Here is a 19685-nt window from a genome sequence, read left to right on the forward strand (position 1 = left end):
AGTGTTCTAACTCAAGTGTTCTAATATTATAATAGAACCGTTGTTCATTTGTCAATAGGGGGGTGCCGACGTTGTCGGATGGAGAGAAGCGTCGCATAATTATTGGTGAACTGTTCAATAGGGCACCGAGACTCTTCACTTCATTCAAAATGACAAAGGGGAGACATTTGAAAAATATTTATGAACTGATCGTCATCGACTTGGACGGGACCATCGTCGATGCTCATGGCAATATCTCTAACGCCGATAAAATCGCCATCGCCGAAGCTAGAACCCTCGGCATCAGGGTTGCCCTTTCCACGGGAAGGGTCGTCGATGCGTGCCGCAAATACATCACAGAACTTGGGCTTGACGGAGTCCACATCTTTTTTGACGGCGCTCTGGTATATGATCCGAGCCTCAAGGACATGATCTACTCCCAACCGATAAAAACCGAAACCCTGAAAGAAGCCATCGCCTTCGCTCGCCAGAACCGGATTTATATCGAGCTTTACGCCATCGACCGTTATTTCGTCGAAGAGATAAACTGGGCCGACAAGATACACCGCGAGTTTTTCGGGCTGCACAGCACGTTAGCCAATTTCGATGACATTGCCGGCAAGGAAACCATCATAAAATGTGAGTTGATGGTTCACAACGATGCAGAGGAAGCCAAATATCAACGTTTCATTGAGCATTTTAAAGACAAATTGCGAGGCTCGATCGCGCGTACTCCCGCCTACCCGGACGTCCGGTTTGTAAACGTGGTCGACCCCAGGGTCTCCAAGGGTTCGGCCCTCGAAAAGCTGGCGGAACATCTCGATATCGATCTGGACAGGGTGATGGCGATAGGAGACGGCACCAACGACCTGTCGCTCCTCGAAAAGGCCGGGCTGAAGATCGCCATGGGGAATGCCCGCGATGAGCTGAAAAGCATCGCAGATCACGTCACCCTGCCGGTAGATAAATCCGGCGTCGCGGCGGCAATAAATAAATTCATCCTGGAGGGTGAAACCGGGCGAGGCAAGCCTCGCCCTTACGATGGAATGGACGGAGGGCACATGAAATTTCGGATTGTCGTCGAAAAGGATCCTGAAACGAATGAATTTTCCGCCTATTGCCCCGAACTGCCTGGTTGCAACAGTTGCGGGATGACCGAAGAAGATGCGGTCGCCAATGCCACCGAGGCGATCAAGCTATATCTCGAGCCATCGGAAATCGGCAAAGAATGCACCGGTAAAGTTTGCGAGGTCGAGGTAAACCTGGATTGACCTATCACATACCGCACCGGCCCACTGAAATGGTGGTCAAGGTGCTGGAGCGCCACGGTTTTGTCCTTATTGCTCAACGCGGCAGCCACCAGAAGTGGCGATCCTGCGTGATTTCCAAAGAATGCAGGCAGGTGATAGTGCCCTTTCACCAGGGCCATGATCTGCCCACAGGCACGATGAAAAGCATCATCGAGGGTAGCGGATTACCCCCGACAGATTTTAGTTAGTTATCCGAAGGTCGCTTCAGGAATTCGCTTCTTCAAACATCTGCCAGGCCAGGCGTTCGACATCTTCTCTTTTGAATCTTCGATCACCCCGGCTGGAGATACGCCAGTATTCGATCCTGCCCTGATCTCCCCAACGCCGGAGAGTGCTCTTGGAAACGTTGAGAAGTTGACTGGCTGCACGAACGTTAAGCATACGGCCTGCGGATATGGTCGTCTGTACTGCGCTCATACCCCTAATAACGGGAAATCAGGAAAAATGTCAGCGGGGGTTCGACGCTCATACTCTGACGTCGCCTTAATGAACAAAAACCGATAGAGACAATCCAGTGAAAGCGCAAAAACGTTAAATGAGATGTAACCTTTGGGGGGTAGAAAAGATTGAGGCACTTTGGAGAAGAATTGACTGAAATAAAAAAGGGGCCCCAGGTAACCTTTGCCCCCTAAGTAGAATCTACCGGACTCTCTGAACAGAACCTACGAAGTTTTCAAAAACACCAGCAAGGATGAACCCTGATTTTGTTTAGTTTACCTTCGAGATGTCCGGTCAGGTCATTGCCTAGCAGCCGTGCTCATTGCATTGGTTACCTGGGACAAGTCAATAATCCCACTATTATTGACCGGTGTCAAAGCCATTGGGGGATATTTAGAGGCGGATGATGGTCGTAATAACCTTGTCTATTCAGCACGGGATAAGCATCGGAACGAACATTATGAGCTAGCGCAAAACGGGATGCCTTATGGACAGTCAGGGCAAGGTATCCAACCTTCGCCATGGCACTGAGGACATGGATATGGCTCAAAACCGCTGTTGATGGTGCCGTTCATGCACCTTCGGATTGGGACGGGATTTTTGCTATTGGGGCACCTGACGCGCCGCTGGTTGTTACACGTGGGACAAACGTGACCACCGGATCCGGTGCGCGATGGCGGAGGGGCTAGGAACGCAATTTCACAGCCGCACCGGCGGCAAGTCCGGTCGTTTTCTCCTACACTTGCGCGGCATTGTGGACAATAAGCCATCTCAATTCCTCTTGAACCGGTATCCGCCAGTATATCGATTTCTGTCTAAGGAATTCCAATTACTTTAGGTTTACATCGAAAAAATCGGCGACAATCTTATAAATTTCCGGCAGACTCGGCGAAATTGCGCCGCCGGCAGGCGCGAAACTGTGACCCGCATTTTTCACGACGACCAGGGTGGCCGGGACTTTGGCGGCGATCAACCGGTCGTAAAAGCCTTGAGATTGAGCTGGTGGCACCACGACGTCTTGATCGCCCTGTATTATCAGGAACGGCGGATTGCCTGCGGCCACGTAGCTTACAGGGCTATATTTGTCCAGAGTTTTTGAATCCGATCCGCCGAAGATTGCGGCCGTGGCGAAAGGCGGAGCTCCTGCAAAAAGGGCGTTCAGATCCTCCGGACCGTAGGGGTCAACGACTGCCTTCACTTTACTGGACTGGTCCTGCCAGCCGCCGGTGCCTTCGAACTGGTTGACGCCGGCGGTGACTCCCAGCAGCGAAACCAGATGCCCGCCGGCGCTGGCGCCCATAGCCCCAATCCGAGCCGGATCGATACCATAATCGGTAGCCTTTGCACGGAGGAATCGGACGGCGCATTTCACATCCTCTATGGGGGCAGGGAATTTGTAAGTCGGGGCCAAACGGTAGTTGATCGAGGCCACTAAATATCCACGGGAGGTAAGTTCGCCGGTATAACCAGGGGGTATCTCATTTTTATCGCCGCCTACCCAACCGCCGCCATGGACATAGATAATCGCTGGTACGGGCCCGGTGGCTGCCTTGGGATAATAGACATCCATTCGTAAAGCAATGGGGCCTCCGGTGCCAAACACGACGTCCCTGTCTACGGTGCCGAGCTTTTCGGGCCTAACAGTGGTCAATTCAGAGACTGTAGTTGAGGGCGGAACCCGGGATTGGCCCTGACAGCCGGATAACACCAGCACAAACATGAGAATGAAACTGGCAAGTTTGAACCGAGATTTCATAGTTAACCAGGGAAAACGAGAAGGAATACACAAATATTCTGATAAATTATATCACGTTCAATCTAAATACGGTTTCGGTTGGGGATCGCCGAATTCGGCATCCGATCAAAATCAGATAAATTCTGCCTTTTCAACCTTCAGCCTGATATATTCAAAATCGCCCTCAGGGGCGTTCCAAACGGCGTTGCCTTCGGTGGGGATGCGGAAGCCGTTGAATTCCTGGTAATGGGACCATGTACCTGACCAGGGGGTCATTTTGCCGGTGTCATTGCGGAACCTGCCCGAAGAAATGAAAGCGACAATTTCATCTTCGCTATTGAAGCGAAAAATTCCAGAGGCGGTTATGCCGCTGTCAGATATGGTTGCTCCTGCGGTCTGATCGTCAATCGCTTTCCAGGTGATATTTCCAGCCAGGATGGCGGTGGGGAGCACGGGCAATTCGGAAAGGTATCTTAAAAGAGAAGCATGGTCCATCTTAGGGCCGCGGACATCGAACAGGGGGAAGGTCGAAAGGATGCTGATGAGCATATTGCCTTTGCCGTTGGAATAACGGTCGCGGGCGGCGACCCAGGCAGGGCCGAGTTTCATCCGGGCAACCCAGGAAAAGGCAGTCGGCACCACGGAATAATATTGATCCGCTTCGATTTTGATCCAACGCTGGTTGAAGCGCATCTGGCCTGTCTGCTTCAGATGAAGGCGGCTTACGTAAGGAGTGCCTGGTTTGACAACTTTGGTGAGATAGCGGCGGACGGGGGCGGGGAATTCGGCGATCGATGATACTTCGAAAGTTTTTTCGAGGGTCTGAGCCCCGGCATTTAGCGTTTCAATCTCGACGCGGCGAGATTCATTCCAGTTTTTTGACCCTCGACCGATTAATACGGCCATAAGGATAGCGACGATAAGGTCGAATACGAGAAATGCGATGAGCCAAGTCATAATTTTCGGTGGCTTATCCTTCGAATACGATTGAGATTCTTCCCCATCGACTACGCTCAGGATCAGAATGATAAAACGATTATAAACTCTCTTGAACGAGGCGGGCAAGGTCGTATGATCGGGTAGGTGGACTATTCGGGGACGATTGCCACGGACTGCCATTCAAGGCAGTCCTCGCAAAGACAGTTTTTATAAGCTCTCTTTGATGAGGCGGGCGAGTTGCGGCGTGATGCCTTTGACCTCGGCGATCTCCTCTACCGATGCGGCTCGGATGCCGGGGACGGAAGCAAAACGTTTGATCAGCGCTCGGCGCCTTGCGGGACCGATGCCGGGAATCTCATCGAGCTTGGAGCCGACCGACTTTTTCTCCCTGATGTTCGTATGGTAGCCCAGGGCAAAACGGTGGGCTTCGTCACGGACTCTTTGGAGGAGGCGGCGGGCGGGAGAACGCTCCTCGAGGACGATGGGTTGTGATTTGCCGGGCAGGAAGATCTCCTCGCGTTCCTTGGCCAGTCCCAGGATGGGAGTATTTTCCGCGTCTTTTTCCTTGAGAGCCTCGACCGCCGCTGATAGTTGCCCCTTGCCGCCGTCGATGAGCATCAGGTCGGGCAGGCTGGCCCACTTTTCCTCGGATTCGCCTTTTGCCCGGGCGAAACGGCGGCCGACGACCTCTTTCATCATGGCAAAATCGTCGGCGCTTTCGACGGTCTTGATGCGGAAGCGGCGGTAGTTTTTGGAGTCCGGCCTGCCGCCGGTGAAAACGACCATCGAGCCCACCGCCATCTTACCCTGGATGTTGGAGATATCGTAGCCCTCGATGCGGTGGGGAGCCTCTTTGAGGTCGAGGACTTTGGCCAAATCTTCAAGCGCCGCCTTTGAGTCCTCGGCGCCGGTAAGCATCCGTTTCAATTTATATTGGTCGAGCCCCTTTTTGGCATTGTTGGCGACGGTGGCCATGAGTTCAACGCGCGGCCCTCGCCGGGGAACCGAAATCTCGACCCTGGTTCCCCGCTTCGACGATAGCCAGCCCGCCAACACCTCTTTATCGTCGGGTTCCGCTTGCAGGAGGATGAGGGGCGGCAGGTGGGCTGCGCCGCTGTAGAACTGGCCGATGAAACTGGCAAGCACCTGTGAAGGCGGCTGGTCCTTGGTGCCCTTGAGGATGAAATGCTCCCGGCCGATGAGCTTGCCGCCGCGGACGAAGAAGACCATGACGAAACTCTCGTCGCCGGTCTGGACATAGGCCACGGCATCCAGCTCTCCCTTGACCCGGGTGGCGATGCGCTGGGCTCCGATGACCGTCTCGATGTCGCGGATGCGGTCGCGCAAGACGGCAGCCAGCTCGAAATCCATCTTCTCGGCGGCGGCGGCCATGTCGGTTTTAAGCTGCCGGGCGACCCGGTCGAGCTTGCCTTCCAGGAACAGGACGGCCTGGTCGATATTCTTCTGGTACTCGTCCGCCAGCACCTTGCCGGTGCAGGGTGATGGACAGCGGTGCATGTCGTATTCCAGGCACGGCCGCTTGACCTTCTTCAGGTCCTGGGTACAGGCGCGGAAGGGGAAGATGCGGCGAAGGAGATCGAGGACGCCATGAACGCTGCGGGCATCGGTGAAGGGGCCGAAATAGCGCCCCTGGCCTTCGATGTAACGGCGGGTGACTTCCAGCTTGGGCCAGGCGCCGGGGGTGACCCGGAGGTAAGGCAGCCCCTTATCGTCCTTGAGCATGATGTTGTACTGGGGACGGTGGCGCTTGATGAGGTTGAGTTCCAGGATGAGGGCATCCTGTCCCGAGGGGACGACGAAATACTCCAGGTCGCGGATATCGGCGACGAGGAGACGGGTCTTTTCATCGAGTTTGCCGGTGTTGCGGAAATAGCTGCGCACGCGGTTCTTGAGGTTGACTGCTTTGCCGACATAGATGATCCGGCCTTTTTCATCCTTGTAGATGTAGACGCCGGGAGCATCCGGCAACTGCCGCACCTGCTCTTCAACGAATGGGGTGGTCATAGGATTATTTTAACATAACGTTAGGGTGGGGCGAGGGTGAGGAGCGGGAGGGTTAGGGCTGTCTTTTTTTAAAATTCATTGTTAGATCGGCGATGTACTTTTTGACTTTATTTATGTCGTATTTAGCGACAATATTTATTTCACTTATGTCGTTTTTGTTTACTATCGCTGTGATATCAACAAAATGTTTTCGGGGACCATTAGGCCTACCGATGTTTCTCTCCGCTAATTCATCGAGAATATTCAGTATCGTTTCACGATTACTTTCACAAACCTGATAAAGATCTGTCCATCTTATTGTGTATATCCACTCTAGTAGGTTCACCTCCGAAACCATCCCTTTGAGATAACATTCCAATATGTTGGCTACATGTTCATTACATACTTCGACAATATCATTTTGCTTTGTTTGAAATAAGTTTATTGTACCTAATTCATTCAAATCAGAAAGATTAATTTTTAAATCGCGAAATCGTATTAGCTGTTCTTTACTAATCGCCATTTACGTCCTTCCACTGAAGGTATCAACAAATGTGTGGATTATTTTAACATAACGTGGGGTGGGGGTGGGAGAAGTTGAACCTGGATTAATATTAAGCACCGGCGTTGTCAGAATGCTGTCTCAATGACTTCAATCCTTTGATTGCATTTGAACAATGGGTTTTAATGTTTTCGGTCCATCCTAAAAGGTCCGAAATTGTTTGGTCCCAAGCCTCAGCTTCTGATCTGGGAGTACTCATTAGATCTTTCGTGAGCCCTTCAATTATCTCTGTGTCTACGATCACATCTGATAGATCAACGCTTAATCTTAGGATTTTCTCATTCGAAACTCCGAGAGATTCAAGGTTCTTCCTTATCTCGTTTGCCAAAGCAACATTTCTTTTTACGCGGTCTTGTTGAGTTGCCGGGTTGTCCTCAGAGAAGCATTTTACGAACATACACGCACCTCAATACGAATAACAAATGGTGTCATAGGATTATTTTAACATGAGGTGGGGGGTGGGGGAGGGGGGGTGGCGATTTTATTCTCGACCCAGGCTTTTTTCTGCCTCATGGCTTAATTTTATTGATTCCGGCCCCATAAGATCACGCGCTTTTCGTAAAATTATTTTGTCGTTTCCGAAAGCCTCCATGATTGATGTTCTCAATTCTTCCCGGATGAAAGGAACTGGAGCTTTAATCAAATCTTCAAAGTACTCGAATAGCCTTTTGACCAATTCGGGATTCTGCTTGTTCTTTATCGATTCAAGCATTTGGGGGAATACAACGTCTTCAAAAAATACACCTAACAGTGGCTCATCCCCTTTTTCCGGATTCCACCACGTTTCTTCAAGTTTCGCTTTTTCAATAAATTCTGGAAAAGAAATAAGGAAATTAGAAATTACTTCACTGTAGGTCATATGTTGTACCGACCATCGTTCAACATGGGATTTCATATAATTATTCTAACATGACGTGGGGAGGGGAGGCGGGGTGGGGATTGAGTTAGGGGCGAATTGGATTATTTTGGTTCGGCGTTTAGGGATGTCTCAATGAATTTAATTAAGGTAGGATGAACGAGGCTCGGCACAATAGTAGTGAAGTATGTTAATCGGCAGGCCATAAATACAAATTTGCGAGTCGATCAATCAGGTTTTCTAATTCTAAACCATATTCGTTCAATTCGGATTCGATTGTTAGACCTTCTTCCATTATTTCTTGACCGATGTCATCTCTTATTCTGTTAATAAGCGCTGAATCACCACCGTTTAAGCTCTCTGGTTTGATCTTATCGATTAACTCAGGGTCGTGTTTCACAACGCAATGTAACAGAAAGGCGGTTTCCTTCGGATTGAGATCACCGTCGTCTTCCATTTTGGACACCTATATCAGAAATTTTAACGTGGCGCGGAGGAGGGGAGGGGGTAGGGGGACCGGGTTTGGACTGAACGCTGGTTCGTATCTATGTCCCCGCCGAAAGAATGTAATTGTACTGGTCGGCGGGAAAATCATCCTGGTCCTGGAAAGGACCGCAATATCCCTGTTCAACTTCTTCATCCAGTTTACTGAATTCGACTGAAAACATCCGGAACTCATTATAGATAGGGACAGGGCGCGGACCTACGTTAACCAGATTCATCATCAATCTTCCGCGAAATCCCGGATCGAGCTGAACCCCGCCAAAGGCATTTAAACCTTTCCTTGCCATCGAAGACCTTATCCCGAATCTGCCGACGATATTCAGCGGCAGGTTGATTCTTTCCAAAGAAAGAATAGCTATCATTTGACCGGGAAGAATGCTGTAACCATCGGGACATTCGCGAAGATCGACAACCTTACCGGTTTGGGTGTCGCCAACCGGACTGGCGAGGACCTTGTGAAACACTCTGAGATCGCAGGTGGCAGGTTCGACAAGGCAGTCATCGAAGGGATCTATAAGGGTTTGGCCGGAGAAAACCAGCTCCCTGATCTGACGCCCGGTTAAAACACTCATTTATGCCTCCGCAGGTGATGACTATGGAGGGTCAAAGCTTGGTGATAATTGTATCCCGAGAAACGCCTGAAAACAACGATTTTCTTGCAGCTAATTGGAACCGATAATAGAAGTATTGGTCAGTCGAGTTTTAAATATCGTTTTGCGAGCTCGGCAACTTGAGTATGCGTGCTCGCCCACGCCGTCCAAACCGATCCCGCCCAATCGTGAATGTTTTTTCGGTAATTCTCGCCGTTTATGCTGTTCAAAACATTGGAAACGGTCAGGGTTCCAGTCATGGGCGGAGGATTGAAGCGGTGCCATTGTTTTGATTGCTTGGCGAGCGCCATGTGGGCGAGCTGGACCTGGCGGCCGGTGTAATCGCGTTCAAAAACCAGGTAAAGCCCGATCAGGGAAAAGGCAATCGAAATGGTTTTGACCTTCGGACCGGCGTGCTGGGCGCAGTAGGCGTCCACGATCAGTTGGTGGGTGAATTCGGCGTCCGCCTGGTTTAAGGTGAAGCAGGATAGCTCATCGTAAAGGCGGCGGCAGGCGCACGAGGCGTTGAACCGGTCGTCAAGTCCAGTTTCAGTGGATTCGAGCTCAAGACCGCAGCCCGGGCAAATAGTTTTCTCAGCCGGCATATCTCGCGTTTCGGGAATCCGACTTTGTTTCGGATTTCGATATTCGGATTTCGGATTTTACGCCTCGGCGGGTTAGTATCTCTTCTTCAACTCGTTGGCGATGATGTTGCGCAGGATCTGGTTGGTGCCTTCATAGAGCTGGGTGATCTTGGCGTCGCGCATGAATTTCTCGACCGGGTAGTCGCGCATGTAGCCGACGCCGCCCATGATCTGTACTGCATCGGTGGTGACACGCATTGCGACGTCCGAGGCGTAGACCTTGCTCATGGCGGATTCCATGTTGGCGCTTTTCTGGAGGCCGGAATCCACAGTGCGGGCGGCGTTGTAGACCATACAGCGGGCGGCCTCGATGTCCATGGCCATGTTGGCCAGCATGTGCTGGACGGCCTGGAAGGTGATGATGGCCTCGCCGAATTGGACGCGGTTTTCAGCGTGCTCCATGGCAGCCTCGAAAGCCCCCTGGGCGATGCCGACGGCCTGGGCGCCGATGCCGGGGCGGGACTTCTCGAAGAGCTTCATGGCGTAGAAGAAGCCCATGCCTTCCTTGCCGATGAGGTTCTCTTTAGGGATCAGGCAGTCGTCGAAGAGGAGTTCGCGGGTCGAAGACGTCCGGATGCCCATCTTCTTTTCCTTGCGGCCGAAGGTGAAGCCGGGGGTGTCTTTCTCCACGATGAAGGCGGACAGGCCGCGGGCGCCTTTGCCAGGTTCAGTGCGGGCGATGATGGTGTAGATGGTGGCGTCGCCGCCGTTGGTTATGAAGCGCTTGCTGCCGTTGATGAGGTAGCCGTCGTTGGTTTTGACGGCGGTGGTTTTAAGGGCGGCGGCGTCCGAACCGGCGGTTTCCTCGGTGATAGCGAAGGCGCACAGTTTTTTGCCTGAGGCGATGTCGGGCAGGAAGCGGGCTTTTTGCTCGGCAGAACCGTTGTCTATGAGGATGTCGGAGCCCAGGAAATTGGCGGCATAGGTCACGGCGATGCCGCCGCAAACGCGGGCGAACTGCTCGGCAGCCAGAACCAGCTCGAACGAGCCGCCGCCGATACCGCCGTATTCCTCCGGGATGGCGATGCCGTAAAGGCCGGAGGCGGCGATCTCCTTGACGATCTCCCAGGGGAACTGCTCTTTTTCATCAAGTTCGGCGCGGACCGGCAGGACCTTTTCCTCGGCGATGCCGCGGGCAAGGTCGCGGACGGTCGTTTGAAGCTCATTCAGGAAGTATTCCACGGCGGCTCCTTATTAAGAAAATTATTGAGCGATAGTTCAACGAACGGCGCTATTATAGGGGGCGGGGAGTGGTTGTTCAAGTGGGGGGTGCCGGCAAATATATTTTCGACCACCCACCAAAAACGTCACTAAACGCTTGACAATCTGAGGAACGGCAGTGCTATAATACCTGCGATATATTAGCACACATGTACCATTACAATTACCCGCCCCTGATTGTTTTGCTAAGCGACTGGAAAATGAGTGAATCGATTACGTTCGTTGATGATTTGTTTTCGAAAACAAATCTTACGATTGATGCAAAGCTGATTTCGGATGATTTGTTTCAGAAAAACAGGTTTTGCGGGACGCTGAAACAAATCCAACCTTCTCCCGACACCAGACCACGCGGGAAATTGTTTCTCGAAAGACCCTCAGCACCTGCTCCGATGTGGCAGGGATTCGTTTCATTCGTTTTCACGCGACGCGGAACGCGAAAGAATCCTACATGCATTCCGGCGCGGACATGCCCATGAGGTGCAGGGTGCGGGCCAGGACAGTGCGGGCGGCGACGGCGAGCTTCAAGCGGGCTTTGGACAGGCACAGGTCGGCAGAGACGACGCGGCAGTCCTTGTAGAACAGGTGGAAGGCATTGGCCAGCACCTGGGCGTAATAGGCGAGGTGGTGGGGTGAGAATGAGTCCGCGACCTGGGCGATAACCTCAGGCAAAAGCAGCATCTTGCGGAGGAGTTCAAGCTCGGCGGGTTCGACCAGCTTGGTGACATCGCCATCGGCATAATCGATCTCTTTATCGCGAGCAAGGCTGATGATGGAGCAGATGCGAGCGTGGGCGTATTGAACATAATAGACCGGGTTTTCGGCAGATTGCTTCTTGGCCAGTTCGAGATCGAAATCCATCTGGGAGTCGGCGCTACGGGAGAGGAAGTTGAAGCGGCAGGCGTCGGACCCGACTTCATCGAGGACTTCCGAAAGAGTGATGATCTCGCCGGTGCGCTTGGACAGCCTGACCAGCTCCTCGCCGCGGCGGAGGGTAACAAGCTGGGAGATGATGACGTCGAGGCGGGCGGGATCGACGCCCAGCGCCTGGAGCACGGCTTTCATGCGGGACACATGGCCCTGGTGGTCGGCGCCCCAGATGTTGATGACCATGTCGAAGCCGCGCCGGACGAATTTATCGTAATGGTAAGCGATGTCAGATGCGAAATAGGTCGGTGTGCCGTCTGTCCTGATAATGACATTGTCCTTGCTCTCGCCGAGGGCGGTGGAGGTGAACCAGACGGCGCCCTCTTTCTCGGCGACGTAGCCGGATTTCTTGAGCATCTCGAGGACGCCGGCAAACTCGCCGCTGTCATAGAGGCTCTGCTCCGAGAACCAGCGGTCGAAGGTAACGCCCAGCCTGTTGAGATCCGTCCGGATGAGGTCAAGCATTTTCCGCAAACCTACAATGCCCAGTTGCTCTACCGCCTCATCCTTGGGCATCTCGTGGAACCGGTCGCCCTCTTCCTGGAGGATGTCCCGCGCCAGGTCGATCATATAGTGGCCGAAATAACCCTCGGCGGGCATCTCGGCATCGATGCCAAGCTGCTGCAGGTAGCGGGCATACAGCGAACGCTTGAACGACATGACCTGGTTGCCGGCGTCGTTGACATAATATTCCTGTTGGACGTCGAAACCAGCGGCTCGAAGAGCCAAAGCAAGGCTACTGCCGAGCACCGCGCCGCGACCGTGGCCTACGTGGATGGGGCCGGTGGGGTTGGCGGAGACATATTCGATCTGAACCTTTTTGCCGTTGCCCTGATCGATGTTGCCATAGCATTCGCCGGAAGCGATGACGTTCTCAACCTGTTCAGTGATCCAGGCGTCGGAGAGGGTGAAGTTCAAGAAACCGGGAGGGGCGACTGTAACGGATTTTATCTCGGGCACGGCCGGTATAAAACCTGCGATGATCCCGGCGATGTCGAGGGGTTTCATGCCGGTGGCGCGAGCCATCTTAAGCGGGAGGCCGGAAGCATAGTCGCCATGCTGCGAATTTTGGGGGTGCTCGATGAGGATGGGAGGGACCGAAACCGCAGGCAATTTACCGGTTCCCTGGGCCTGAGCGACGGCTTCGGATATGAGTGAGATTATCGATTTCTTAACAGCTAATATTCCGTTCAATGGGCTACTCCGAGTTTTCGTTTTGAATAGGAAACGATTATAACACAGCCCGCTCAAGACGATGTCAACATTTGGGTAGGAATGTTAAGTGGATTCCACCAGGTTGTTTGGAATGATCCTGATAACGCGGTCATCGCCGGTAAGTGGGATGCCCCGGCCGTCGCGATTGTTGGTCATGATATAAAGGAGGTCGTCCGGTCCCGCCGTGGCGTCTCTTAGCCTGCCGAAATTTCCGTTCAGGTACCGGGTGATGGTTCCGGTAGCCATGTCATATTTGAAAAGGCTCTGGCTTTCGAGTCCCGCAAAGTACAATGATCCATTTAGAATGGTCAACCCGGAGGGAGCCCAGGTCACATTCCCGCTGGCTAGAACGGGAGGAGTCATGCCGGGGGCGGTTTCACTTCCCCGGACTAAAGGCCAGCCGTAATTCTTTCCGGCCTCGATGAGATTAATCTCATCCTGGGCGCTTTGTCCGTGCTCGGTTTCCCACAGCCGACCCTGATTATCCCATACCAGCCCTTCCGGATTGCGATGCCCGTAGGAATAAATGGCTGAGTTGGGGAAAGGATTGGTTGCCGGGATCGCGCCGTCGTCATTGAGACGGAGAATTTTTCCCGCGAGCGAGTTAAGGTCCTGGGCTAAATTATCGTTGCCGGTTTCCCCGACGCAGATATAAAGCATCCCATCAGGACCGAATTTGATGCGCCCGCCGTCATGGATATTGCCGCCGGGAATGCCTTCGATGATAACGGTGTGATCGGAAAACGAAGTACCTTGCATAGTATAACGGACGACACGGTTAGCCAGACCGGTACCGGATTGGTAGGTATAGTAGAAATAGATCCAACCGTTAGTCGCGAACTGTGGATGAAGCACCATGCCGAGCAGGCCGCCTTCACCCACCGTAGCTACATCGGTGAAGGTCAAAACAGGTTGGCTTTGAAGCGTCCCGCCGGGATCAATAGTCCTCACCGTTCCGGGGCGTTCCGTGAGCAAGATGCTGTTGTCAGGCAAAAAGGCCATTTCCCAGGGAATATCCAGGTTCTCTGCGATGGAGGAGGTTGGGGGCGGGACCGTGCGTCGGCCAAGGTAATCCCAATACAGGAATCCGCCAAAAACAAGGGCGGCGACGATCAACAATGCGATAATAATACGGTTTCTAGACAAACGAGTGTGATGCTCCCTTCGGTTCATTATAGGGCGTTAGAGCCAGAGATGGAATCTAACTGATTGCGAGACGCCCGCTATTTATTTGGTGTCGGGTGATTGGGATTCTTCGCTGCGCTCAGAAAGACAGGCTGTGGGGGTCTAACTCCACTCCCCTGTCTGCGGCCAGATGCGGATTAGTTCGTCGTATAGGGCGCGATGTTCAGGTTTTTTCAGTCCCGGATCTTCCTGGAAGAGCCGGGTGGCTTCTTCACGCGCCATTTCCAGGATCGGGACATCGGAAAGCTTGGCCATTTTCAAGTCGGGCAAACCAGATTGGCGGGTGCCGAAGAATTCTCCAGGGCCTCGAAGCTTTAGATCTTCTTCAGCGAGAATGAAGCCATCCTGGGTTTTCTCGATCACTGAAAGGCGGGCGTTGGCAACCTCGGACGGATTTTCGGCCAAAAGCATGCAGTAGCTTTGTTCCGTGCCCCGGCCGACGCGGCCGCGGAATTGGTGAAGCTGTGAAAGACCAAAACGGTCGGCGGACTCGATCAGCATCACGGTGGCATTCGGAACATCGATGCCGACCTCGATGACCGGCGTTGAAACCAGGATGTCCAGTTTCCCTGCGCTGAAGGCTCCCATGACCGAATCCTTTTCAACCGCCGGCATCCTGCCGTGGAGCAGTCCAAGCTTGAAGTCCGGGAAGACGTCCTGTTTCAGGTTTTCATACTCGGCGGTTGCCGCCCTGGCCTGCACTGCCTCTGATTCTTCGACCAACGGGCAGATGATGAAAGCCTGCTGTTTCAGGTCTACCTGTTTCCTGATGAAGGCATAGGCGCTGGCGCGCTGTTCAGGTTTCAGCCACCGGGTTTTGATAGTCTGGCGGCCGGGCGGCAGTTCGTTGATGACCGAAAGGTCGAGATCCCCGTAAAGGGTCAGGGCGAGGGTGCGAGGAATCGGAGTTGCGGTCATGACAAGGATATGGGGATTGGTACCTTTCTGGCGCAGACTGAGTCTTTGCTCAACCCCAAACCGGTGCTGTTCGTCGATCACCGCAAGCCCCAATATCTTGAATTTAACATCCTTCTGGATGAGAGCGTGGGTGCCTATTACCAGATCGATGTCACCATTCTTGATTCTGCCGCGAATCGCGGTTTTTCCCGATTCCTTGGCATCACCGATGAGGAGAGCCACGGACAGGGGGCGGTCGGGTAAGATTCCGATATAGCTGGTGACTCCTTCGGTTATCTGTTTTTCAGTCGACAGGAGCTCAAGCATCCTAGTCAGAGATCGGAAATGCTGCTCCGCAAGGATTTCCGTCGGCGCCATGAAGGCAGCCTGGAATCCGGCGGCAACCGCCATCAGAATGGCAGCTGTAGCCACTACCGTCTTGCCAGAGCCGACTTCACCCTGTAACAGGCGGCTCATAGCCTCGGTGCGTTTCAGGTCTGCCAGGATCTCGTTGAGCGACTTCTGCTGAGCGCCGGTGAGGCTAAAGGACAGCGATTTAAGAAACCTATCGAATAATGTTTTATCGGTGGGGATAGCCGAAGCCGGTTGTGAATGTTGCCAGGCACGTTTTCGAGCTAATACTCCTAATTGCAGAAAGAAGAGTTCATCGAAAGCAAGGCGAACCCGCGCGGCATTTTTTGAGAGCTCGTCCTCCGGGAAATGTGCGTGGGAGATTGCGGACGGGAGATCTGTAAGACCACGACGCTGCCTGATTGTGGAAGGCAGATAATCAGACAGAGACCCTGAGAACCCATCCACCACCTCTTTCATCAATTTCCGAACCGCGCGCGGGAACAAGCCTGCGGTCAGGGGGTAAACCGGCACTAACCGCCCGGTGTGAACCAATTCCTTTTCCTCGAGTTTTTCCCATTCAGGCGACTCGAAGACCAGCCTACCCTTCCAATCGCTGACCCGGCCGCTGATGACCACTCTGTCGCCGTTGTGGAGTTGCTTCACAAGGTAGGGGTTGTTGAACCACAATGCCCGGATGTTACCCGTTTCGTCCCCCAGGATGGCTTCTGTGGAGCGCCGGCCGCCCGGCGTGGTCAACCGCACCTCCCAGATGTTGGCCACGATGGTCTGATCGGGTCCGGGGAGGAGAGAGGAAATCTTCGCCGTTTGAGAATAATCGACATGCCGCGTGGGGAAATGATAAAGAAGGTCACGGATACCAGTGATGCCCAACTTTTTGTACTTGGCGGCGGTGGCTTCGCTTATGCCTTTCAACGTGGTGACCGGCAATGATAGTGAAGATGGGGGAGCGGCCGGCGCCTTCGACTTCGGGGCTTTTTTCTTGTAGATGGCGGAGGGTTCGGCAATCTGAGGCGGCTCCATATCGACCGGTTTGGATAGCCCCGATTTTACTCCAACCGAAGTAGGGGTTCGAAATTCTTCTACAAAGGATAGGAGATTTTCAATACTTAACCGACGGTCGGCGATCGCTTTTAAGGCATAGTCGAAATCGCCGATGTAACTGTTAAATTTGGTTAAACGAGTCTTGTCAGAGATGGAGGTAGCGACTTCAGCAGCCCAATTTGCCAGGAATTTATCAAATCCGCCGATGACAGCGGTATTCTGGAACCCTTTTTTCTTTTCTAAAGCAATTACAGCGTGGAGCCGCTCGATTGGTAAGGACATTTGACCTATATTATAGCGGAAAAAGCGGAGCTAAGCACTAAAAACCAAACTGTCAATAATACGAGGATAGAGTCCGATACTTAGGCTAGAACTCAATTCGGCTAAGCCTTGCCCATTACCGAGACCGAAATCACATTCGGCCCCATATAGCAGCCCAAGACCGGGCTGAATGTGGTCAGATAGATATTTTCCCTAGGATATATGGCTCCGAGTCTTTCGATTAAAGCATCCGCCATGTCGGGCGTAGTGGCATATTCTACGGCCATCTCGTCAATTCGCTTGTGGCTGGCGGCAAAATTGTATAGCACGTCGATCCCGGCTTTCATGGTCCGGACTTGGGTCAAAGGAGATACTTCGCCGTCTTTGGTGGTTAGAACCGGCTTTACAGAAAGCAACACTCCTAAAAAACCCTTGGCCTTGCCAATTCGCCCCCCGCGGGCAAGGTATTTAAGAGTATCGAACGCCACGACAGGTTTGATATCAGCGACGCGGCTTTGCACGGCTTTTTTGAGGTCTGCAAGAGACATCCCTGAGGAAGCCTGCTTGGAAGCCCATATCGCCAAAATCCCCAGCGCTGCCGCGGTGGATTCCGAATCGATGACTTCAATGTTACATTCCGCTTTTACCATTTGTGTCGCTGATAACGCAGAATCGTAAGTTCCGGAGAGCTTTTTGGAGATTGTGAGAACCATGACTTCATGAGTCTCGGCGCATAATTTTTTGTAGACGCTGGCAAAGGCGTTTGGGGAGGGCTGGGTGGTCTGGGGGAAGACTTCTTCAGTAGTCAACCGCCTGTAAAACTCGTCGGTTGAAATTTCAACGCGATCGAGGAAGGATTCGCGGCCGAACGACACGGTAAGAGGGACGACACTGATGTCAAATTGCTTGGCCAGCGCAGGCGTGAGGTCGGATGTGGAATCGGTCACGATTTTGACAGTCATACGGCTAGCCTCCGAACTGAGAAGTTTATTCTAGTGACACAACATAGTCATAATGAGGTTGTCCACCACAGACCACTTCCACCTGCTTGCCTGGATATTTTGCCATAAGGCTTTCAGCCATGGCCCGGGCAGTCGGCTCCGCCGTGCCGCCTCCGAAATAGAGGGTCATGACTTCGATCTTGGAAAGATCGGTTTTCGCCAAAAGGTCCGCCAGAACCTTATCAGATGCCTCGTCTACGGCTGCCAAGTGACCATCCAAAAGGCCGATTGCCTGGCCTTTCTTGATAACCAAACCGTTAAACTTGGTATCGCGTACGGCGTGAGTAATCTCCACGGTGCGGACGCTGGTCCTGGCTTCATTCATTCGCTGGACATTGGAATCAAAATCCGCTTCATAATCGAAGGCCAGAAGAGACGCTACACCCTGCGGCAGAGTCTCCGTGGGGATAACGGCTATAGTTTTGTGGGTCAGCTGTTTCACCTGCTCCGCAGCGGGAACGATGTTCTTGTTGTTGGGCAGGATAATCACCTTTTCGGAACCTGCGGCTTCAATCGCCTGGAGGATGTCCTTGGTTGATGGGTTCATCGTCTGTCCGCCGGCCACTATACCGGAAGCACCTAGTGATGCAAACACATCTGCGAACCCATCGCCGGCGACGATCGCTACGATAGCGATCTCTACGGTCGGCTGCCGGTCCTTCTGCAAGGCCAGGAAGTCTTCATGCTGCTCGTCCATGTTGCGAATGCTGACTTTGTGAACCGTACCTAGCTTGGTGACGTAGTTAATCACCCTGCCGGGGGCCAGAGCGTGGATGTGGACGCGAATAGTGGAGGAATCACCGACGACGATAAGAGACACGCCCTTGCGCTTCAGGCGGGCGCGGATCTTGTTCAGGTCGAGATTATTACCCTTCAGGAGGAACTCGGTGCAGTATCCGAACGGCTCTTCGTCGTTTGGCGAAAGACGGGACGCCGGTTTGGCCGCCAATGGAATCGAACTGGCGATGACTCGAGACTTTTTGAATTGCATCTGTTCGGTTTCGCCGCGAAGGTAATGGAGCATCCCCTCGAGTTCGGTAAACAAGCCCTGACCGCCGGCATCAACAACCCCGGCGTCACGCAGGGCGGGCAACAATTTAGGGGTCCGCGCGACGGATTCAGATGCAGCGTTCATCGCCGACTCAATAAGTTTAACGATGGAGTTGTCTTTCTCAGCCGAGGTCCTTGCTGCGCCGGCCACATCGGTCAGAACGGTCAGGATAGTGCCCTCGACCGGATTGGACAAGCCTTTGTAAGCGGTCTCGACCGCCTTGGTCAGGGCTTCCGCCCAGTCCCCTGCGGTGACTGTTTCCTTACCTTCGAAAACCGTGGCTACACCGCGCCATATCTGGGAGGAAATAACCCCGGAGTTGCCCCTGGCACCCATGAGAGCGCCCTTGGCTACGGCCGCCGAGATTTCTCCGACGTTATCCGCAGTGACCCTGGACGTCTCGTCCACTGCAGAGCGGAGGGTGAGGAGCATGTTGGTGCCACAATCGCCATCGGGCACAGGGAAAACATTTAAAGCGTCGATATCGGATGCGCTTTTTTCAAGCCAGGCGGCAGCAGCAGCCAGCATGTCGCGCATTTCCTGTCCGGTCATGATCGCTTGGGCTGACATACCTTACACCTCTAGTGGCGCCGGTTATGGCGCCAAACGTTTGCCAAGTTGTCACCCGCATTGCGGGTATGCTATATTTATCGGACGGCATTGTATATTATCACCAAATGAATAGTCAAAGGAGTCCATAACCCCGGCCATGAAATGCGATTATTGCGGCAAAACACCGATGTTTGGTCATAACGTTTCTCATTCCAAACGACGCACCAACCGCCGTTCCGAACCCAACTGTCATCCCGCCCGCGTCCTTTTGAACGGCAAGTCCACCCGGTTATCGCTCTGCACCCGCTGCCTCCGAACTCTGTCTAAAATGGCTGCAGCCTAACCCTCAAAAAAGACCGATTCTAAAAAAACCGAAAAAAATTATGAAGAGCCACCGCCTG

General features: G+C 53.1%; 19 protein-coding genes. 3 read left to right on the plus strand and 16 right to left on the minus strand.

Annotated features, from left to right (window positions below; translation table 11 throughout):
* The first annotated feature begins 167 nt into the window (after nt 1-167).
* A complete protein-coding gene (locus HX448_RS02805; RefSeq protein WP_226846818.1) occupies nt 168-1250 on the plus strand; it encodes a Cof-type HAD-IIB family hydrolase in 1083 nt (360 codons plus the stop codon).
* Nucleotides 1247-1477, plus strand: a complete 231-nt coding sequence (locus HX448_RS02810; protein ID WP_226846819.1) for a type II toxin-antitoxin system HicA family toxin — start codon at nt 1247-1249, stop codon at nt 1475-1477. The genes HX448_RS02805 and HX448_RS02810 overlap by 4 nt, the downstream gene beginning before the upstream one ends.
* Before the next feature lie 16 nt (nt 1478-1493).
* On the opposite strand, the gene HX448_RS02815 is transcribed toward HX448_RS02810, so the two are convergent.
* The 16 genes from HX448_RS02815 to HX448_RS02890 form a co-directional block, all read right to left on the minus strand.
* Complete coding sequence (locus HX448_RS02815; protein ID WP_102330655.1) at nt 1494-1670, minus strand: helix-turn-helix domain-containing protein; 177 nt, start codon at nt 1668-1670, stop codon at nt 1494-1496.
* Nucleotides 1671-2556: 886 nt separating this feature from the next.
* The gene (locus tag HX448_RS02820; protein ID WP_226846821.1) at nt 2557-3378 is read right to left on the minus strand and encodes an alpha/beta hydrolase; all 822 of its coding nucleotides are present in this window, start codon (nt 3376-3378) and stop codon (nt 2557-2559) included.
* A 216-nt stretch (nt 3379-3594) separates the two neighbouring features.
* On the minus strand, nt 3595-4419 hold the full coding sequence (locus tag HX448_RS02825; protein WP_102330657.1) for a DUF6544 family protein: 825 nt from the start codon (nt 4417-4419) through the stop codon (nt 3595-3597).
* Between the two features lie 189 nt (nt 4420-4608).
* The gene (uvrC, locus tag HX448_RS02830) at nt 4609-6426 is read right to left on the minus strand and encodes an excinuclease ABC subunit UvrC (RefSeq protein ID WP_102330658.1); all 1818 of its coding nucleotides are present in this window, start codon (nt 6424-6426) and stop codon (nt 4609-4611) included.
* 52 nt (nt 6427-6478) lie between these two features.
* A complete protein-coding gene (locus HX448_RS02835) occupies nt 6479-6928 on the minus strand; it encodes a hypothetical protein (RefSeq protein ID WP_102330659.1) in 450 nt (149 codons plus the stop codon).
* 91 nt (nt 6929-7019) lie between these two features.
* The gene (locus HX448_RS02840) at nt 7020-7364 is read right to left on the minus strand and encodes a hypothetical protein (RefSeq protein ID WP_102330660.1); all 345 of its coding nucleotides are present in this window, start codon (nt 7362-7364) and stop codon (nt 7020-7022) included.
* Between the two features lie 84 nt (nt 7365-7448).
* Entirely contained in the window at nt 7449-7862 is a 414-nt protein-coding gene (locus tag HX448_RS02845) for a DUF7674 family protein (RefSeq protein ID WP_162485973.1), read from the minus strand.
* Nucleotides 7863-8013: 151 nt separating this feature from the next.
* Nucleotides 8014-8280: a hypothetical protein gene (locus tag HX448_RS02850; RefSeq protein ID WP_102330662.1), complete on the minus strand. Its 267-nt coding sequence runs from the start codon at nt 8278-8280 to the stop codon at nt 8014-8016.
* A gap of 88 nt (nt 8281-8368) precedes the next feature.
* Entirely contained in the window at nt 8369-8899 is a 531-nt protein-coding gene (locus HX448_RS02855) for a dCTP deaminase (RefSeq protein WP_102330663.1), read from the minus strand.
* A gap of 119 nt (nt 8900-9018) precedes the next feature.
* Nucleotides 9019-9522 (minus strand): DUF5946 family protein, encoded by a 504-nt coding sequence (locus HX448_RS02860; RefSeq protein ID WP_102330664.1) that lies wholly within the window; start codon nt 9520-9522, stop codon nt 9019-9021.
* A gap of 72 nt (nt 9523-9594) precedes the next feature.
* Entirely contained in the window at nt 9595-10743 is a 1149-nt protein-coding gene (locus HX448_RS02865) for an acyl-CoA dehydrogenase family protein (RefSeq protein WP_102330665.1), read from the minus strand.
* Nucleotides 10744-11226: 483 nt separating this feature from the next.
* On the minus strand, nt 11227-12900 hold the full coding sequence (gene argS / locus HX448_RS02870; protein ID WP_102330666.1) for an arginine--tRNA ligase: 1674 nt from the start codon (nt 12898-12900) through the stop codon (nt 11227-11229).
* 84 nt (nt 12901-12984) lie between these two features.
* Nucleotides 12985-14067: a PQQ-dependent sugar dehydrogenase gene (locus tag HX448_RS02875; RefSeq protein ID WP_226846823.1), complete on the minus strand. Its 1083-nt coding sequence runs from the start codon at nt 14065-14067 to the stop codon at nt 12985-12987.
* 141 nt (nt 14068-14208) lie between these two features.
* Nucleotides 14209-16701 (minus strand): ATP-dependent DNA helicase RecG, encoded by a 2493-nt coding sequence (recG, locus tag HX448_RS02880; RefSeq protein ID WP_102330668.1) that lies wholly within the window; start codon nt 16699-16701, stop codon nt 14209-14211.
* Between the two features lie 101 nt (nt 16702-16802).
* Nucleotides 16803-17642 carry a DegV family protein gene (locus HX448_RS02885; RefSeq protein ID WP_102330669.1) on the minus strand — a complete coding sequence of 280 codons (840 nt, stop codon included), beginning with the start codon at nt 17640-17642 and terminating at the stop codon, nt 16803-16805.
* 25 nt (nt 17643-17667) lie between these two features.
* Nucleotides 17668-19302, minus strand: coding sequence for a DAK2 domain-containing protein (locus tag HX448_RS02890; RefSeq protein WP_102330670.1), 1635 nt, complete (start codon nt 19300-19302; stop codon nt 17668-17670).
* Nucleotides 19303-19441: 139 nt separating this feature from the next.
* Between HX448_RS02890 and rpmB the strand changes: the two genes are divergently transcribed.
* Entirely contained in the window at nt 19442-19627 is a 186-nt protein-coding gene (rpmB, locus tag HX448_RS02895; RefSeq protein WP_076003692.1) for a 50S ribosomal protein L28, read from the plus strand.
* Nucleotides 19628-19685 lie beyond the last annotated feature (58 nt).

Origin of the sequence: Dehalogenimonas etheniformans, from assembly GCF_014672715.2 — a bacterium.
Classification (GTDB): Bacteria; Chloroflexota; Dehalococcoidia; order Dehalococcoidales; family Dehalococcoidaceae; genus Dehalogenimonas; species Dehalogenimonas etheniformans.